The sequence below is a fragment of the uncultured Methanobrevibacter sp. genome, from assembly GCF_902770715.1.
GTDB lineage: Archaea > Methanobacteriota > Methanobacteria > Methanobacteriales > Methanobacteriaceae > Methanocatella.
In genome coordinates, this window is sequence record NZ_CACXTS010000031.1 from 1 (window position 1) to 19,073 (window position 19,073).

At 34.6% G+C, this 19,073-nt stretch carries 14 protein-coding genes; 3 read left to right on the forward strand and 11 right to left on the reverse strand.

Annotated features, from left to right (window positions below):
* From QZU81_RS08650 to QZU81_RS08675, 6 genes are all read right to left on the reverse strand, one after another.
* Nucleotides 1-3,674, reverse strand: a 3,674-nt coding sequence (locus QZU81_RS08650; protein WP_295591282.1) for a right-handed parallel beta-helix repeat-containing protein, incomplete at its 3' end; no start/stop codon positions are given.
* 697 nt (nucleotides 3,675-4,371) lie between these two features.
* Nucleotides 4,372-4,905: a hypothetical protein gene (locus QZU81_RS08655; RefSeq protein ID WP_295591284.1), complete on the reverse strand. Its 534-nt coding sequence runs from the start codon at nucleotides 4,903-4,905 to the stop codon at nucleotides 4,372-4,374.
* 23 nt (nucleotides 4,906-4,928) lie between these two features.
* Entirely contained in the window at nucleotides 4,929-5,099 is a 171-nt protein-coding gene (locus QZU81_RS08660) for a hypothetical protein (protein ID WP_295591286.1), read from the reverse strand.
* A 455-nt stretch (nucleotides 5,100-5,554) separates the two neighbouring features.
* Nucleotides 5,555-7,219 carry an AMP-binding protein gene (locus tag QZU81_RS08665; RefSeq protein WP_295591288.1) on the reverse strand — a complete coding sequence of 555 codons (1,665 nt, stop codon included), beginning with the start codon at nucleotides 7,217-7,219 and terminating at the stop codon, nucleotides 5,555-5,557.
* Nucleotides 7,220-7,383: 164 nt separating this feature from the next.
* Nucleotides 7,384-7,956: an XRE family transcriptional regulator gene (locus tag QZU81_RS08670; protein WP_295591290.1), complete on the reverse strand. Its 573-nt coding sequence runs from the start codon at nucleotides 7,954-7,956 to the stop codon at nucleotides 7,384-7,386.
* 143 nt (nucleotides 7,957-8,099) lie between these two features.
* Nucleotides 8,100-8,873 (reverse strand): ion channel, encoded by a 774-nt coding sequence (locus QZU81_RS08675; protein WP_295591292.1) that lies wholly within the window; start codon nucleotides 8,871-8,873, stop codon nucleotides 8,100-8,102.
* A 307-nt stretch (nucleotides 8,874-9,180) separates the two neighbouring features.
* On the opposite strand from QZU81_RS08675, the gene QZU81_RS08680 reads away from it, so the two are divergent.
* The 3 genes from QZU81_RS08680 (at nucleotide 9,181) to QZU81_RS08690 (ending at nucleotide 11,405) form a co-directional block, all read left to right on the forward strand.
* Entirely contained in the window at nucleotides 9,181-9,870 is a 690-nt protein-coding gene (locus QZU81_RS08680) for a hypothetical protein (protein ID WP_295591294.1), read from the forward strand.
* Nucleotides 9,871-9,878: 8 nt separating this feature from the next.
* The gene (locus QZU81_RS08685; protein WP_295591296.1) at nucleotides 9,879-10,448 is read left to right on the forward strand and encodes a DapH/DapD/GlmU-related protein; all 570 of its coding nucleotides are present in this window, start codon (nucleotides 9,879-9,881) and stop codon (nucleotides 10,446-10,448) included.
* Between the two features lie 258 nt (nucleotides 10,449-10,706).
* Entirely contained in the window at nucleotides 10,707-11,405 is a 699-nt protein-coding gene (locus tag QZU81_RS08690; RefSeq protein ID WP_292824711.1) for a thymidylate synthase, read from the forward strand.
* A 13-nt stretch (nucleotides 11,406-11,418) separates the two neighbouring features.
* On the opposite strand, the gene QZU81_RS08695 is transcribed toward QZU81_RS08690, so the two are convergent.
* The 5 genes from QZU81_RS08695 to rbr (QZU81_RS08715) all read right to left on the reverse strand — a co-directional run bounded on the left by QZU81_RS08695 (nucleotide 11,419) and on the right by rbr (QZU81_RS08715) (nucleotide 18,906).
* Nucleotides 11,419-14,889 (reverse strand): C1 family peptidase, encoded by a 3,471-nt coding sequence (locus QZU81_RS08695; RefSeq protein ID WP_295591299.1) that lies wholly within the window; start codon nucleotides 14,887-14,889, stop codon nucleotides 11,419-11,421.
* A 280-nt stretch (nucleotides 14,890-15,169) separates the two neighbouring features.
* A complete protein-coding gene (locus tag QZU81_RS08700) occupies nucleotides 15,170-16,579 on the reverse strand; it encodes a nicotinate phosphoribosyltransferase (RefSeq protein WP_295591301.1) in 1,410 nt (469 codons plus the stop codon).
* 42 nt (nucleotides 16,580-16,621) lie between these two features.
* Nucleotides 16,622-17,602 carry a choloylglycine hydrolase gene (gene bsh / locus QZU81_RS08705; RefSeq protein WP_295591303.1) on the reverse strand — a complete coding sequence of 327 codons (981 nt, stop codon included), beginning with the start codon at nucleotides 17,600-17,602 and terminating at the stop codon, nucleotides 16,622-16,624.
* 123 nt (nucleotides 17,603-17,725) lie between these two features.
* A complete protein-coding gene (gene rbr / locus QZU81_RS08710; RefSeq protein ID WP_292824699.1) occupies nucleotides 17,726-18,271 on the reverse strand; it encodes a rubrerythrin in 546 nt (181 codons plus the stop codon).
* Nucleotides 18,272-18,360: 89 nt separating this feature from the next.
* Nucleotides 18,361-18,906 carry a rubrerythrin gene (gene rbr / locus QZU81_RS08715; protein WP_292824696.1) on the reverse strand — a complete coding sequence of 182 codons (546 nt, stop codon included), beginning with the start codon at nucleotides 18,904-18,906 and terminating at the stop codon, nucleotides 18,361-18,363.
* Between the last annotated feature and the right edge of the window lie 167 nt (nucleotides 18,907-19,073).

Sequence of the window (19,073 nt, forward strand, 5' to 3'; positions counted from 1 at the left end):
TGCACAGTCACACTAACAGGCCTGAAACCATCTTGATCGTTAGCATCAGTCCAAACCTTTTGAACAGTAACATTAACCAATTCAGGAACATGAGTGTTAGTAATAGTCCAGTTATAAGGAGTACTATTAGTTATTTCAGCCTCGTAACCTTCTACACTAATTTCACGAACGGTATAATTAATCACTTGGCCATTTTCTTTCATCGGTAAATCAGTGAAAGTATAATTCCAAGAATTACCGGTTAAATTAGTACGATTAATTTCCACACCATTTGCGTATAAAATAACAGTCACATTTACAGGTCTAATACCATCTTGATTATCATTATCATCCCAAATTTTTGTAACATTAAGGTCTGTCAATTCAGGACCGATTACTCTAAATACAGTTTCATTACTGATTTCAGTATAATAACTTGTTTCAGGATAATATGCTCTAATTGTATAATTTCCTACATCCAAGTTACTTAATTTAATGGATATTGTACCTGTAATGTTGGTTCTATTAAAACCAACTAAAACTGAACTTCCTGTGTCCTTATTAGTAATCTCGTAGTATATAACTTGATTATCTTCTCTATCATCCAAATAGATTTTATTACCATTTTCACTGTTTTCATAGCCAGAAACAGGAGTCGTATATTCATTTGGGGATATTGTTTTGTTTATAACCTCTCCACCATTATAGAATGGATAAGTTATATTTTTTATTAAAACATCACTACCGCCATTGCAGTTATGAATGGCATTTGCAATGTTGTCTCCTCCTATATGAGTTATATTAATAATTACATCATCTGTTTGATTATATACAGTGTTATTCTCTGGCATAATTATTAATAAATAGGAGTGTGCTTGGTTATCAAATAAAGTGGAGTCATGTACTTTAATTGATGAATCTTCCACATATATTGCAGATCCGTTTACTGCAGTATTGTTATAGAAATTGGCCTGTAAATCAATATTATCAGAGCCATATATGTAGAAAGCACCACCAATACCGTTTCCATCATCAATATTGCCGGTAGCTGTATTATTTGTTAATGTGGAATCTTTAACTATTAAATTTGAAGCCCCCTCAAGATGGGCAAATCCACCGCTTAAAGCAGTGTTATTATGACCGATAATATCATCTAAATAGGTATCTGCACCATCAACATATAATGCTCCACCAGTATAATCAGCAGAATTATGTGAAAAATTGTTATTGATGAAATTTGAATTTTCACCATCGGCATATACTGCTCCACCCATACTGCTTGCATGATTTGATGAAATATTATTGTTGGTGAATATTGTATTGGATCCGTCAATTGCGATTCCTCCACCGAAAACACCTTTATTATCGGTTACTTGATTGTCTGAAAATTCATAGCCATCTCCGGAAACATAAATACCACCACCAAAATTACCTTCATTGGAATCGATGATGTTGTTTGTGAATTTACCTTCATGACCACTAACATAAATCGCACCACCACCAAAATCTGCCTCATTATCTGTAAAATTGGAATTTTTAACGTTAATGTTATCCCCGTGAACATATAATGAACCACCATAATAATCAGCGGTGTTATTTGCGGATGTGATATTTTCAAAACGGGCTGAATCTCCAATTACAAATATAGCACCACCTTCCTCAGCAGTGTTATTTGTAAGGATTACATCTTCAACATGACAATTGTCACCTTCGATATAAAATCCTCCACCGTTTGTAGTAGCACTATTATTGTCTAAAGTACAATTTCGAACAGTGGTGTCATTACCTTTAACATAGGATGAACCACCTATCATTGCAGTGTTATTTGATGAAGTAACATTTTCAAATAAAGCACCATTTGCAATAAGGAAAATTGCTCCACCTTCTGTACCTGCATCATTATTGGAAACAACTGTATTTTTAAACTCACTAGGTGTAGATGTAGTATTGATGTAGAATCCACCACCTTCATGTATAGCGCTGTTATTCTCAATAATACAATTATCCACATTAGTTGTACCAATAATGAATAAGTCGATTGCTCCACCTCTGTCAGCAGTGTTATTATAACATTCACAGTCAATTATGTCAACATGATTAATTTTATACATATGAAGAGCACCACCTTGCGCCCTCTCATCATCACGATTTCCTTTTGCTGTATTGTTTACGAATGTTGTGTTTACATATTTTAAATCAGGATTACTGCCCTGATCTAAATCAATTGTAACGTCAATAGCACCACCATTACCATCAAAAGCAGTGTTTAAATAGAAATCAGAATCATAAGTGTTTACTCTTCCCCTTACTGCACCACCATATGAACCTTGGTTTCTTTCAAAGGTGGAATTTCTAACTGTGGTTTCTCCTCTACAGGTCCAGATTGCTCCACCACCATTAGAAACTTCACTAGGATTGTTGTAAATACTTTTTGCTATGTTGTCTTGGAATATTGAATTTTCAACTTCCATATTTTCTGAATATTCCATTCTGATTGCTCCACCACCAGTATTAGCGGTGTTTGAGGTGAAATTGGAATTTTGCACAGTTATATCTTCACAATCATTGGCGATGAAAATTGCTCCACCACCTTGACCGTCACCGACACCTAATGCATTGTTTTTAGTGAAATCACAAGAATCTACATTTAAATTATAACAGTAATCATTAACATAAATTGCTCCACCATCGATTGATGCATTATTATTAGTGAAATTTGAGTTAGATATGGTTGCATCATCGTGATAAATACCTATCGCACCACCAGAAGTAGAAGCAGTGTTGTCCTCAAATTCACAACCGTCCACGGTTAGTCCCGGCCTACCGGCATATATTGCACCACCAATAGTACCATGATTGTCTATGAATGTACAGTCTATTACTTTCGTATTTGAAGCATCCTCATCGGAATAAATTGCTCCACCATATTGCTCTGCTTTGTTGTTATTGAAAATACAATTTTCAATAGTGGCATCAGGACCTGTCAAATAGACTGCACCACCAAATCCGCCCCATCTTCCGCGATTGTCTGAAAAATTACAGTTTTCAATTTTAAGATTTGAAGCAGATGTTGTAGCTCTAATAGCTCCACCATATTGGTGTTCACAGTTTTCAAATTCACAATTTGATATTGTACAATCTGAAGCATCAACCGCTACAGCGGAACCCGGACCGTTTCCACCATTAGCATCTACAAATCTAATATTTTTTAAAGTAACGCCAGACGCCTGGATGTTGAATACTTTAGCATGATTTGCATTAATAGTGGACATACCATTAGGATTGGAACTGGATCCTCCACTGATTATTATATTAGGAACATTTACATTTATAATCTGATTTGCTTGCCATTCAGACCAACCGGATGAAATATCCTGATTTCCTAAATAAAGTGTATCTCCCGGTTGAAGAACACCATTATTAAAGATAGTTTGAATTTCTTGAACTGTTGATCCGGACAAATCATAAGTTGCAGACAATACATCATTGTCATTGCTTGCACCTAATGAAGTATCATCAGCTGAATCGGACATTGGAACCGATAATGAACCACCACCCGACGTGCTTAATTCCGTGTCGTTTATCGAAATATCATTTGCTGCGCTTGCAGCCCCCAAAAAAGATACGAAAAAGAATAATATCAAAATAATTAAAATCGAGTTAATTATTTTCTTATTGATATAATCTCCTCCCATTCGATACAATTTTTTACTTACACATATGATAAACCAGGTTTATCATACCCATCTGGAATAAAAAATCCAGATAATGTAAAAAAATATTCAATCCCATATAAATTTACTGAACAAAAAGAAACAATAATATAATTTGTTTAAAAAATCTGAAGTTTTTTAAGTCAAATAGATTGTTTATTCAGCCAAACCTAAGATTAAAATATTATCTTACAACTTTACATTAATTAATAATAATATATAAAGTTTACAAAACCTTTCAAAAAGGCCACAATATTAGTATAAAAAAGCTTTAATTCAACAACTTTAAAAAGTTTTAAACAAATATTATCCATCTAAAATAAATATGATTAAATCAATATTAAAAATAAAAAATTAAAAGAACTATGATAAATATTAAACATTAATTAACTATTTTTAAAAAAAAATTATCGATTTGAAAGCCAAGTTTTGCATTAAACACAATTTCCACACTTTATATTATAAAAACAATTTTACAACACTCTAATCAAAAATAGTGTTTTTATACCCCCACATCTTCATAGTCCAATATGATTTTTTAGTTATATCGAATATGCACCTTAAAAAAACAGCATATCCAAAAAACGATTATATATCATCTAAATTTTTAAAAAAAAAACAGGAAAATAAGCCGTTTTATAATTAGCCAAAATCAGTCAAAAAAAAGTATTAATGAAATCTATTCATCAATAACTATCATCTTTTCTAAAATTTCAATTATGTGCAAATTCAATGGATTTTTCAAAGACAGATACTCTCTATTTCCTTTTGCTGAACCGAATTCTGCAAAATACGGAGTTTGGCCGCATCCCCCTTCAACGGTTGTTCCAAAAGTAACTTCGCATCCTTTGACCTTAACCCCGAAGTCGGCAAATTCGAATTCCAAAATGTTATCGAAGTCATCTGTCTTGAAATCTTCACTGACTCCGCCATATTCAAGCTTAAATATGGCCTCTTCAGGATTCGAATTGTCACAGGTTGCAAAGACCAATCTTATATATATTCCATCTTCTGAAGCCTTTTTATTCAAAAACTGGAAAAATTCATCATCCATATCATCAAATTTATATTTTTCATCAGCCATTCCTGAATAAGTCGGCATATAATTGTTAGAACTAAGTTCATCCACATAGAAATGAAAGTCACTATTGCCACTGACAGATCGCTCAACTGTCTCTTTTACATTTAAATTTATTTTTCTTGTTATTTTCATGTTTAATTCCTCAAAGTGATGGTTTAAATTTTAATGTGATATGCATTCCAATAGAAATTTCTAAGATATATTATAGGATTGCCTGTTTCCATATAACTCCATACACAAACCGCCAATGCATGGATTATGATTATCAAAATTAAATTCAGCGCAATATATTCAAAAATGAATATTAAATCCCAATAGTCAATCATCAGATGACCTCCAAAATTAACAAAGTAGTAGCTGGGAATGAATGGAAATTAGGTGAATATATGAATAGAACAACATCAGCTACTACTTGAATTAAATGTTGCTTAATGCAGTGAAAACATGATTTTAAGTTTGATAAATATTAAGCAACAAATAAAATTAAAAGGCCACTGCACTCCATGTACAGTTCATATTTACATGTGGTGTCATTCTTATCAACTCCCTTAAATTAAAAGTTCGTATTGAGTCAAATTACAAATTCAATAAAATGGTATGGTTATTTTATATCAACATTAAAGTGCAATTAGATTTTAGTTTAGGTTATATATAAAGTTTTGTTTTAAGGAAATGTTGACTGAAACATGTTAATTACTAAAAAAAGAAAAGAATGTATGATGATAATTTAATATTGAGAATAAAACATCCAATAGCTAGAAAAAAATAAGTTAAAGAGGAATTATAATTCTCCCCTTTCACGCCTTTCATCCAATAATTTAAGGCCGATTTCACCTAATTTGTATTTTTGAATCTTACCACTAGTAGTAAGAGGGAATTCATCAACAAAGAATACGTATTTAGGCACCTTATATCTTGCGATAGATCCTATACAGAAATCACGGATATCCTCTTCGGTAACATCATCATATCCCTCTTCCTTAATGATGAATGCACCGACAATCTCTCCGTATTTTTCATCCGGAATTCCTGCGACCTGAACGTCCTGCACGCACTCATGGGTAAAGAGGAACTCTTCTATCTCACGAGGGTATATGTTTTCACCGCCTCTGATAATCATGTCCTTGATACGGCCGACAATGGAATAGTATCCGTCTTCATCGACTGTCGCAAGGTCTCCTGAGTGAAGCCATCCGTCAGGCTCGATTGTCTCTGCAGTCTTTTCAGGCATGTTATAGTATCCTTTCATGACATTGAATCCTCTGCACATTATCTCACCTGTTTCACCTGGACCCAATTCTTCGCCGGTTTCGGGATCAACAATCTTAACCTCAATATTAGGGAATTTACGGCCAACAGTATTGATTTTTTTCTCGAATGAATCGGCGGCGTTTGTCTGGGTAAATCCGGGAGCCGCTTCGGTAAGGCCATATACGCTGGTAATCTCCTTCATGTTCATCTTTTCGATTGCATCCTTCATGGTTTCGACAGGGCATGTTGAGCCCGCCATGATACCTGTTCTTAAGGAGGACATGTCAAACATCTCAAACATCGGATGGTTCATCATGCCTATAAACATGGTAGGAACGCCATAGATTGATGTGCACTTTTCCTTCTGAATTGATGAGATAGCTAAAAGAGGGTCATATTCCTCCAGAACAACCATGGTGGAGCCATGAGTGATTACTGCCATTACACCTAAAACTGTTCCGAAACAATGGAAAAGAGGCACCTGAAGAAGAAGCCTGTCTGCAGGAGTGTAGTTCATGTTTTCTCCAATGTAGTAACCGTCATTTACAATGTTACGGGAAGTAAGCATTACCCCTTTTGGAAAACCTTCAGTTCCGGAAGTGTACTGCATGTTGATTACGTCATATTGGGTTACGGCATCCTTTACCTTTTGATATTCCTCATCGTCATAGCTCATGCCCAAAAGCAATAATTCGTTAGTGTTATACATTCCGCGATGCTTTTCCTGGCCTACGTGGAAAATGAATTTCAAATGTGGGAATTTCTCAGAAACAAGATGGCCTCTTGCACAGCTTTTGAGTTCTGGAACAAGCTGATTTATAATGTCAAAATAGCTTGTATCCCTGAATCCGTCAGTCATGGCCAATGCTTTCATGTCGGACTGACCCAATACATATTCAAGCTCATGGGCCTGATAAGCGGTGTTGACTGTTACGATTGTTGCACCTATTTTAGCTGTTGCAAACATATAGGTCAACCATTCCGGAACGTTTTTAGCCCATATTCCAACATGGTCTCCTTTTTCAATTCCGATAGCCAGCATTCCTTTTGCAAGATTGTCTATTCTTTCATCAAATTCCTTATATGTAAACCTTAAATTCCTATCCGGATAAACTATAAATTCATGATCAGGCTGTTTTTCAACCATTGATTCGAAAAACTTCCCTAAAGGGAGTTCTGTAAATAATTCACTCATTGGAAAACCTCCATTTTTCTAATTTCAACATTCCTAATACTGATAAAACGTTTGTGCAAGCCCAACAACAGCAAACGCAAATCCAAACCAAGAGTGAAAATTCCAAATAAGTCTTTCTGTTGTTTTCCAATTATTTCAAACATTTTATCAAACCTCAATTCTATCTAATATGGAGTGTATAGCACTGCAAGTATTTTAGCCTTGTCTTCACCGCTTGCGTGAAGGTGGTGCGGTACTACTGAATCATAAAAGATTGTATCTCCTTTTCCAATGGTGTATTTCTCATTACCATAAATTACTTCAATTTCGCCTTCTAAAACATAAATGAACTCTTCACCTTCGTGAGAGGACAGTTCCTTTTCTCCCTCTTCATATTCGATGTCGATTATGAACGGGTCGATGTTTCTGTCAATCTTTCCTGCACCTAAGGAGTGGAATTCAAGATTGGTTGCGTTTGTCACGTCTTCCCTTCCTGAGAAGTATAAGGAGTTTTCTGTCTTTCCACCTCTTGTAACAACAGGTCCAAGTTCAGGTGTATCATCTAGAAATGTTCCTAAACGTACTCCAAGCGCTCTTGCCATTTTGGTTAACGGTGTAAGTGAAGGAATAACTTCTCCATCTTCCATAGCCTTTAGTACTTCAAGTTTTACGCCGCTTCTCTCAGCAAGGTCTTCGATTGTCATATTCTGTCTATCTCTAATGTCTTTAATTTTCTTTGCAAAATCTTCGTTTGTCATAATTTCACTCATTTTGGATTTTTACTTAAAGATTTAAGTATTTATAATTATATTTAAGAAGATATATAAAAGTATCTAAATAATTGAACAGATATTAAATTTAGGCTTAAAATAAATAAAAAATTAGTTGGATATTCAATGAATTATTTTTTAAGCAGTTCATCGATTTTCTCATGAAGCTGCATATTTTCTTCGCGTGAGGCCGCAAGTTCATTCTTGACGGCTTCAAGTTCATTTTCTATCCTGTCGATTTTCTCATGAAGCACCACCACGTTTTCCTCAACATCGCTGTCGATGTTTATGACCTTATCTGTAAAGTATGAGGATATTGCACCTGTCAGTGTGGAGAATATGAAAACTCCCAGGATGAGCAGTACCAATGAAATGGATTTGGCCACCAGAGTATTCGGAGTGACATCACCATATCCCACAGTCGTTAATGTGCTCATTACAAACCATAGGCTATCTACCATATTCAGTGACGGGTCCAGCAAATAAATAACAAATGTAAAAACGATAATGACAAAGAGAATCCACCACAGCAGAATGTCGACCTTAGTGTTTTCAAAGAATTCGAATAGAATATTGAAGCGCCTTTCAACGAACTCGGATAATCTTAACACCTTTACCAGTATCAAAAAGCGAAAAGCAAGGGAGGGCAATGGAAATATCAGCTCCAGAGGCAATATGCCAATGAAATACAGAATATTTTTCCTTAAAAAAGACCTTTTGCAATCTTGCCCATTGACTTTGTAGAAAAAGTCAACCAGAAGAACCAAACATAAGGCAACATCAAAAAGATAAATGAAATTAAGCATGCCTCCCTGAACCTGAAACAGAAACGCATAGGCAATCATCAAACAGTCAATGATAATCAGGAAATTGATGCCCTTTAAAAGATAATTCCTATCTGTCATGCCTTCACCCATATTATAATATTGAAATCAAGGTATATAATATTTTTTTATTATGTTAATCTTGCTTTAATCTGATTAAAATTAGTTTATATCGGATTAATTAGCTTCAAACCAACAAAAAAATTATATATTTTAAAAACAAACCAATGACTGTAAAGATTTACCTTCAATCTTTACATTCTTAAAGAGAATTAAACAATTTAGTCAATGAGAATTTACCTGAATTTGGCGTTAAGGTCAGATTGAACCTGGCCTTAACAAAAAAAATAATATATAAAAATGTTTAAAATTAAATCAAGGTGAAAAATTGAAAAGGAAAACAAAAATCATTCTCATTGTAATCCTTTTGTTAATTCTTGGTGCACTCATCTACTATGAAAACGAACAGATTGAAAAATCACCATATCGTGTACTTGGAAATACAAGTTTGGGTACAGTAGAAAAAATACTATATGGTAATGAAAGCGCCAACCACACAATCGCATTGATTACAGGAATTCATCCAAGAGAAAAGCTTGCAATCAATCCTGAAATTAAGGCGGCAAAGGAATTTGCAAATGAAACCGAAGACGTTAAGATCATACATTATCAGGTCAATGTAACAAAAGACCCTAAAAATTATAAGAAAGGACGTGCAAATGGTGAAAGTCTTGTTCATGACTTTGTAAATCCGGATGTTATCAGAACAGATGCTGATTGCGTGATAATAAGCCATTCCCATGTTGAATGGTACGGCGAAGGATTTTACCTTGCAACCCCCGAAATGGATAATGCTTCAGTCAAAATAGCCAAAAAGATTAATAAAACAACTGATTTTGGATATTATCCTAGAACCGGAAATGAAACATACAAATCAACATCTGCAGTTTTAGTATCAAAGCCAATAGCTCAGGCAGGATATCCTACATTCGTATATGAAATTCCGGAAAACATTACAAAACAGAATTCAACTGACATGGCAAAGGAACTCTTTGGATTAATGGTCAAGTATACATAGGTGTTAAAATGAAATTGGAAGAATATCTAGAGCATGTAAATAGTGGAAAAAGAATTGTCGCAAATTCCCCGCAACATCTGTTGATGCATCAAATGCTTCAGGAAGCCTTGGAGATTACTCATAAGATCAATAATGAATATCACACTTCCGAAGAGATACAGGAACTGTTCGGAGAACTGACCGGAAAGCCAGCCAACAGGACTTTAGGCTTGATTCCCCCATTCAACACCGACTGCGGCAAGAATATCCATGTCGGTGAAAACGTCTTCATAAATTCCGGCTGCAAAATGCAGGACCAAGGGGGAATATACATTGGTGATGACGTTTTGATTGGCCATAATGCCTGTCTTTTGACACTTAATCATGCAAAAGAGCCTGAAAACAGAGCTGACATGTATCCTGCTCCAATCCATATTGGAGATAAGGCCTGGCTTGGCTCCAATGTCACTGTGCTTCCGGGAGTTACAATAGGTGAAGGCGCCATTGTAGCGGCAGGTGCGGTTGTCACAAAGGATGTTGCCCCAAACACCATCGTGGGAGGCATTCCCGCAAAGTTCATCAAAAATGTTGAAGATTAATCTACATCTTTAAATTATAATTACCATCACCGAAAACTACTTTTTAAATATTTTAATTTTAAATATTGATAGCTGCATTAAAAATAATGCAAGAATTATTGAAAAAATAGAAAATGAAATCATCTAATCTACATGAACTTATTGAAAAACACTTATTTCTAACTAAAATCACTATGGAATTTCAAAGTCATAGGAACCTGTTAATCTTTATATAGTTTACATAACATATCTTTAACCAATATAACGGAGCTGTATGAAATGTTAACTATAAATCAATGTTACTTAGATTTTGTAGATAAAATCTTAAAGCAAGGAAAGGAAACTTATAAAGACTCAAATCATCATTTATTGGAGAACTTAGGGAACTTTTACATTATTGATGACCCATTTGATTTGAAATTCAGAGCAAAATATCAAAACTACACCCCTGAAATGTTATTGGATGACATAAAATCCGGAAGGTTCGACATGGAAGGCTGTCCAATAAAAAGTGATGCATTATATGAATATGTAAAATCAGCGGAAAATCCTGACGATCAAGGGTTCGTCTACACATATCCGAATCGTATCTATGCCCACTTTGACATTGACCAATTCAACACCATGAAAGAAAGAATCCTAACCGCAACAGGATCCAACAGGGCAGTTGCAGTCACAATCGATCCTCAACTTGACTCTGACAGGGAAGATATCCCATGCCTTCAATTCCTGCAATGCCTTGTTCGTAACAATGAGCTAACCATTCACTGCATCTTCAGAAGCAACGACATATTCGGTGCATTCTATTCAAACATGTTCTTCATCGCATACCTTGGATTGAAAATGAAAGAAGAAGTCAACAAGGAGATTGTGGGTGAAAAACTAAACTTCGGTGGAGTTCACTATCACTCAACTTCAGGACATATCTACAATACCGATTTAAAAGCAGCCCGTAAATTAGTTAAAGCAAATAAATAAGGTTTTTTTAACCTTATTTTTTAATTGTTATCTTATTACTTATTTTAAGACTTCCATAAGTTGAAGTTATTGTATATCGGCCTATCCTGTATTTTTTGGTTATCTTTAAAATGGCGTTTCCATACTTATTTGTTTTGACCTTGTAGGTTTTTCCCTTGAATTTGAAGGTAACCTTTTTGTATTTTAGGATTTTTCCCTTTGAATTCAAAAGCTTAGCCTTGAATTTTATAGTTTTGCCTTTTTTAACAGCGATATTTTTAGTAACTATTGTTGATTTGATGGTTATCTTATTTGAAACTTTAAAGCCATTATATGATGCGGTAATGGTGTATTTACCTGGTTTTAAACCAATCTTCAGATAAGCGTATCCTTTTGAATCAGTGTATCTATAATAATCATTGCCGTTCACCCTAAATTTCACCTTTAGATTTTTGACAATCTTGCCATTATCGTTGACGACCTTAACCTTATAGGACTTTCCGGCACCATAATATGCTGTAAAACCCTTATTTTGGGAAATCCTATCGACTACTTTAATGTTTTGACTTACGGATTCGTTATTTTCACTACTTTTAATAGTGACAGCATAATTACCTGACTTTAAGCCGATATTATAGTATACCTTACCTTTTGCATCAGTAAAAACCGTATCAATCTTGGAACCAATGGATACAGTCAACTCTCTATTAGCCAATGGGGATCCGTCATAATTGACTAAAGAAAACATGTAGTTGGAATTGAAAGCATATGTTGTTATGGAAGGAAGGACAATTGATGAGTTTATGTTGAGAGTTTTGGTAACTGTAGATTTTAAATAGTTTCCTTCGGCAGGTGATGAGATGGTTATGGAATATTTTCCTGCAGTGTCAAAAACATAATCAAGAACTATAATTCCATCACGATTTGTATTTTTTGTAAAAGTCTGTCCATTGACCTTGAATGAAACCTTCTTGTCAACAAGCGCATTTCCTGACTTGTCCTGCACTTCAATTGAGAACCTGTAATCCTTGTTCAAGTAAACATTTAGATTATCTAAGACGATGACCTGTTCCAGACTTCCCACTTTAGATGAATTGTCATTTGGATTAAGTACAGTGAATGCCTTAATACATGCCACCTGTGACTTATAGGTATGGGTGGTATAACTCCAGACCAGTTCGTATAAGTCTTTCCAGTTTTCGCCGTCATAGCTGATAAAGGAAGTATCTTCTGAATAAAGCATGTGATTAAGGCTGACCGCTTCTGAAATTGGAACGCCCGCATCCTCATCAACGGTGATTTTGAATTCAATTTCAAACACATCGCCGATTCTAAGAGGAATCATTTTATTTAGGTTGATTGTTGAATAGCTTGACGGGGATTTTCCGGATTGTGTGTGCTTCAAGACCTTATTAACATAAATTGATAAGTCCCATGAAGTTTCCTTTTCAAAATATGTGGAAACTGCAGCCAAATATTCATTGTCAGTTGCAGTGAACCTGTTCTTATACCATACTGAACTTGATGAATTCAGGAAGTAATCAGTTCTTCCCGGAATGTCATACTGATAGTTCTTATCGAATTTGACAGTATCGTTTAAAATGAAGGTGTATGAAACATCAGTTTTGTTTACGGTAGCTATTTTCTTATCATAATATGAAACATAGTAATATCCTTTGATTCCACCATTAGTTCCCCAACTGTTTTTGATTATCCATGCGCCATCGCCTTCAGGAACAGTATCATTAGTCTTATTGAAATTGTATCTTGAGTAATTATCATCCCAACCGACAATGGTTACTGCGTGATTAGCTCCGCTTGTACCATAATTATAATAATTTTTAGAATCTTTCAGATATGAGCTGGACCAATAGATACATGTTGCAACAGCACCATAATCCATTAAAGCCCTTTTAATCGCATCATTGTCTGTATAATCTGATCTGGATAAAAACAATACATTCTGGACATGCATAAGACTGTGCAATAAAGGGGATACAATAGACTTATCAAAATACCTGTCCTCATTATCATTGACCGGACCTAGCCATGCAGTAAGGTATCCTACACCCATATCATCATAGCCTCCCTTGTTTGGAGTCATACTCCAACCATAGTCGGAGAACATGGACATGACGTTTTTCATGTTTTCTTCAGACAGATCGTAAGTTTTCCCTGTGGCCTTCAATATGCATGATTCCAATGCCGCAAGGGTTGTGAAAGCCCAGCAGTTTCCACCGCTTCCCTGATTTTTAACTGAAGTCACCTGCTTGAGATTTCTCAAATCATAACTGGTTGGAAGTGTGCCGCTTAAAGAAGAGTCTTTTAGCTTGAATAGGATATAGTTTCCATCACCAATGGTTAAGTTAATGGTATCTGATTTATATGCATTATTTGCAAATTTCGCCTTATTATTTGAAAATGTATTGTTCAATGCTTCATCAAAAAGTGTATCATAGAATATTTCGCTTAAAAGGCAATAGACTCCTCCTGCAGTATTTTCGGCAACGTTCTTTGTGAATCTGTTTGAGTAGATATTGAATATTTCCGCTCCGTCCACAAAAATTGCCCCACCATTGATTGCAGAATTGTTATTGAAAAGTGAGTTTTTAAGGGTGATGTAGCCATACATTGAATAGAATGCACCACCATTATATTTTGCCTTATTGTTTTTGGCTGTGACATTGATTAGAGTTATATTTGAACTTAAGGAAGCAATTGCACCTCCAAATGCAGCAGCACAATTGATGAATTGTGAATCCTCGCAAATGAAACTTTTAGAATTTATTACGTAAATAGCTCCGCCTATATCATTAGCTGACTTATCATTTATGAATTTGGATCTTTTAACAGTTACGGCAACATCATATTCTGATACAATAGCACCTCCAAATTCCTGTGCATTATTATTTGTGAATGTAGAGTCAAAAATATTTAAAACAGTCTTATTATTTGCAATATAAATAGCCCCACCAATCTGAGCATGATTATCCTCAAAGGTACAGTTGTAAATATTTATCTGCGATTTATAGACATCGGAATTAATTACACCATAGGTTCCTGAATATTCCTTAAAAACAACATTTTTGGCAATTAAATTGTCAGGATTGGTAACTGATGAATACTGCAATGTCAAATTAATCAACGTTAGTGAAGATGATTTAAAGAATGCATTTTTAATTATCGTATTTTGACTTCCTTTTCCAATGAAAGTTAAATTGTTATGATTGATGTTTCCCATAACCTCATATTCCCCATCTTCAAGATGAATAATGGAATTATCATCAATTTTATTATCTTTCAATACCTTATATGGATTATATTTTGTTCCATTACCATTATCATTATCAATTCCTGCGTCAAAATAGTATTCACTAGCCAAGACATCACTATCATTGATGGTGATTTCTGATGCAGTTTGATTTTCCATAGCGAATGTTGTTGGGACTATCATTATCAATAAGAAAAATGCCAACATTACTGCAATAATTTTATATTTCGACAAAATATTCCTCCATACATACAAATTAAGCACATTTAACTGTTAAACGTTTAGAATATTATTATTTATTTAATATTTAATATAAATAATGATTGGTAAAAAAAAGATTTATTAATGAAGCCAGTTTGCCTTCATTAATTAGATTACAAGTTTTTTGTAAGAATAAAAGTCCATACATAACCAATTGTTCAAACAAAAATAGATTATCTGAAAAATAAGATTTTACACTTATTTCAGATAATTTTTTGTAGAGACTGAAAAATGAACAACAAAGGAAATGTCCCTATAAGAAATTGGAATATTTCAATGCCCTTGATTTAATATCCCCATAGGTATCCTCAAGCAATATTTCACCATTCATGAATACTGTTCTAAGGTAATCTTCACCATCGGCATCGATTGGAACAGTTTTGAATGAATTGTCCTGGCGGACCAACTTAAACCTTCCGGTTTTTGATTTCTTGCTTGAATCTAAAGGATTTTTGAATATGTCAAACCATTTTCCATCCCTCAACTGGGCGGAACATTTGAATGCATTTCTTTGAGTGTCCCTATTGACTGAAGAATGAATTCCACCACCCATACCGAAGATGATGTTTTCAGCAGCCCAGCCGTTTGATTTCATTGCAAACAGTATATCCCTAATCTTTTGATAATCAAGGCCGTCACCCCATAAAAGACCTATGTTTGAATCGAATACCTTATATCCCTTATCAGTCAAATAAGATCCGAAACCTTCTTCCAAGATGTTTAAGCAATCAATAGTGGTTGAAACAGGCTCTCCGCTATCCGGCCTGAACACCACCTTATTTCCTTCAATGCTTAAGAACTTATTGATGGCTTCGTTTATTTCAGTTCCTTCGCTTCCAGCTTCAGTTAAGAAATTCCTATAGTTATATGAATCGATAACCATGGATAAAATTCCATTTTTGGCATTGTCTATAACATTCAATATCTGTTCAAATTCGCCTTCAGGACCAAGTGAGGTCATTACGCTATGTTCTGTCGCCTGAACGGAAAATCCATATAAACTTGAGTCATTATAATAGTTTTCGGGAATTGTCAATGCAGGGATTGTATCAGTGCCTGAAAAACTCAATAGGTGGGCTGATCCTGCCAGCATTGATGATTCAGTTGATGTTGCACCGCGATATCCGAAATCATGCAGCATGAAATCAAGATTGTCCTTTGAAGAACCTGTGACCTCCAAGTAGAAGTTTGCCAGCTTTCTTACCTCAGCGGACAATGTTGCAACAGTTGAAGGATACCATACCTGAAGCAGGAGGGATTCCAAGTAATTCACCAGCCAGAATGACTTTTTATCTGTATTTTCAACTGACATCAAAACATTGCTGACATCAACAGGAGTACCTTCGGCTACTGCCTTAATTTCAACCGGCAATTTACCGTCATGTTCATCCAATATATACTCCCAACCTTTACGATTGAAAATATCTTCACCGATGTGAGCTGAAATCAATTTATCAGCTTCGTCTATTTTTTCCTGTGTTACAACTTGGCCTTCCAAATATTTTTTCAGTATATATTGAAGTCCGTAAAAAACTGTTTTGTTAAACTCAGCACCAACTCTACTTTCAAGGTATGAATAGATTTTTTCAGTGCCTTTTGGGTAAAAATAGTGATGAGTTACTTTATAACTATCTGTTAAAAGACAAATGTTGTTTTCAATCATAATATCACTTTTTTAGGTTGCGAAAAAAAAGAAAAAAAGAAATTAATTAACAAAGTTTATCTGCTCTTCGTTAATTAAAAGATAATTTATCAAATCTTCAGATTCCAAATCCTCATTATTCAAATCGACACAGGTTATTTGTGAATTGTTGTATGTCCTGTAGTATAGGAGTCCCTTTTGAGTATTATAGCATGATGTGTAGATTGTATACTCATATAAGTCCGGATCTGAAATGAATGTGCATCCGTTCTGCTGCTCGACTGAACCCAAAATATGGAAAAACTGACTGACACTGCTTTCCTCATCACCAGCGGAGTATGAATTTGCACGAGTAAATGCAACTTTTGCAAATCTTGAAGCGGATGACAAATCACCTGGAAGGCCTAATCCACCCATTCCTCTGGAATACTCATCCAAATCAATATCGCCGCCAAATGTGTTTTGAGGATTTTTATTTGACAGATTTCTGTAATTATTCAAATAGAAAAGCTGTTTATCAAATGGAGGGTTATTAGTCAGGACCCCCACAGGATTGTCATAAACCTTAAGTCCGTCTTCGAGCGGTTCAACAATAATTGATTCACCGCTATTGTCTGAAATCATCCAATGAAGAGGAGAAAGAGGAAGTTCATCTGCAAAGTTAATATTTACAAGATTAATTTCATCCAGCAACTCTCTTGCTTCAGCCAAATTAGCCGCTTTTCCTAGCAGATATGGAATCAACTCAAAAGGAGTGATATTGACCATACCCTCTTCAAATTCTCTGTAAACTGCATTACCCGCAAAGTTCAAACCTGCAATAGCCAATCCCTTTTCATTGCATGCATCATAATATAGGGGATATGAATCAATGCCCGCAGCAATTCCGATTATGGCATAATGAGTTTTGATATCCTCAATTTTTCTGAATTTAAATTCATAGTTTCTAGGAGTTATTGTGACTCTTTCATTATATGAAATTTCATAGTCAAAGTTACGGCCAAAATAATGATTTTCGGTTATATAATTACTTGCTGTACACATTTCTATCACCTAATAAACAGATTGTATAACTTAAACTATTTCAAATAGCTATGTCTATGATAGAATGTTTGTAATTAATGTATAAAATAATTTATTAAAAAAAAAGAAAAAAAGTAAAAGAAACTAGATGTAACTAGTATCTTGTTTTCTGAAGTGTGCTTGTGGGTGGTCACATAATGGACATACTTCAGGAGCATCGGTTCCATAATGGATGTATCCACAGTTGTTACATTTCCAAGCGATTTCTTCATCTTTCTTGAAGACTTTGCCTGCTTTGATTTTGTCAGTTAATGCATTGTATCTGTCTTCGTGTGCTTTTTCAGTAGCACCTGCTGCATCGAATAATGCTGCAATATCATCAAATCCTTCTTCACGTGCGGTTTCAGCGAATCCTTTGTACATTGAAGTCCATTCTTCATGTTCTCCAGCTGCTGCATCTGCAAGGTTGGTTAAAGTGTCAGGTACTTTTCCTCCGTTTAAGAGTTTGAACCAGATTTTAGCATGTTCTTTTTCGTTGTCAGATGATTCTTGGAAAATGTCTTTAATTTCAACATATCCGTCTTTTTTAGCTTGAGAAGCGTAAAATTCATATTTTACACGTGCTTGAGATTCACCAGCGAGTGCTGCTTTTAAATTTTCTTCGGTTTTAGATCCTTTTAAATCTGCCATCTTATCATCTCCGTAGATTAGAATTTAAAATAATAATTAATAAATGTTTGGTTACGATTTAGTAACTAAAAAAATAAAAAAAAGAGAGCTTATTTAAAGTTAGTAGCTCTTTCTTCAAAGTGTGCTTTTGGAAGTCCACATACAGGACATTTTTCAGGTGCGTTAGGACCTGAGAAAACAAATCCACAATTTTCACATTTCCATTCGATATCTGCTTCTTTGTTGAATACTGCATCGTTTTCAACGTTAGCGAGTAAAGTTCTGTATCTTTCTTCGTGTTCTTTTTCAATAGCACCCACTTTTTCAAATAAGAATGCAATCATTGGGAAACCTTCTTCTTTAGCGGTTTCAGCGAATTCTTTGTACATTGCAGTCCATTCTTCGTTTTCACCGTCAGCTGCTGCGTTGAGGTTTGCTATTGTGTCAGGAATGTCTTCATCGTGTAATAATTTGAACCAGATTTTAGCATGTTCTCTTTCGTTTTTGGAAGTTTCCATGAAAATATCGTGGATTTGAACATATCCTTCTTCTTTAGCTTTAGCTGCGAAGTATTGGTATTTAGTATGTGCTTGGGACTCACCAGCAAATGCTGCTTTTAAATTTTCTTCAGTTTTTGTACCTTTTAAATCAGACATAATTACATCTCCAATATAATATAAAATATAGTTATCATTATTAAAAAACTTTTTTAAAAAATTTGATAAATGTTAAAAAAATAAGAAAAAAATAGATTATTAAAAATAACCTATTTAAGCAATATCGGAATATAACAATCCAGTAGCCCTGTTAGTGAAAAACATTA

Excerpts from the sequence above, each read along its gene's own strand:
- rbr (WP_292824699.1), bottom strand. The coding sequence starts at position 18,271 with ATGGCAGATTTAAAAGGATCTAAAACCGAAGAAAATTTAAAAGCAGCA.
- rbr (WP_292824696.1), bottom strand. The coding sequence starts at position 18,906 with ATGTCTGATTTAAAAGGTACAAAAACTGAAGAAAATTTAAAAGCAGCA.
- QZU81_RS08660 (WP_295591286.1), bottom strand. The coding sequence starts at position 5,099 with ATGATTGACTATTGGGATTTAATATTCATTTTTGAATATATTGCGCTG.
- QZU81_RS08685 (WP_295591296.1), top strand. The coding sequence starts at position 9,879 with ATGAAATTGGAAGAATATCTAGAGCATGTAAATAGTGGAAAAAGAATT.
- QZU81_RS08690 (WP_292824711.1), top strand. The coding sequence starts at position 10,707 with ATGTTAACTATAAATCAATGTTACTTAGATTTTGTAGATAAAATCTTA.
- QZU81_RS08670 (WP_295591290.1), bottom strand. The coding sequence starts at position 7,956 with ATGACAAACGAAGATTTTGCAAAGAAAATTAAAGACATTAGAGATAGA.
- QZU81_RS08700 (WP_295591301.1), bottom strand. The coding sequence starts at position 16,579 with ATGATTGAAAACAACATTTGTCTTTTAACAGATAGTTATAAAGTAACT.
- QZU81_RS08675 (WP_295591292.1), bottom strand. The coding sequence starts at position 8,873 with ATGACAGATAGGAATTATCTTTTAAAGGGCATCAATTTCCTGATTATC.
- bsh (WP_295591303.1), bottom strand. The coding sequence starts at position 17,602 with ATGTGTACAGCAAGTAATTATATAACCGAAAATCATTATTTTGGCCGT.
- QZU81_RS08665 (WP_295591288.1), bottom strand. The coding sequence starts at position 7,219 with ATGAGTGAATTATTTACAGAACTCCCTTTAGGGAAGTTTTTCGAATCA.
- QZU81_RS08655 (WP_295591284.1), bottom strand. The coding sequence starts at position 4,905 with ATGAAAATAACAAGAAAAATAAATTTAAATGTAAAAGAGACAGTTGAG.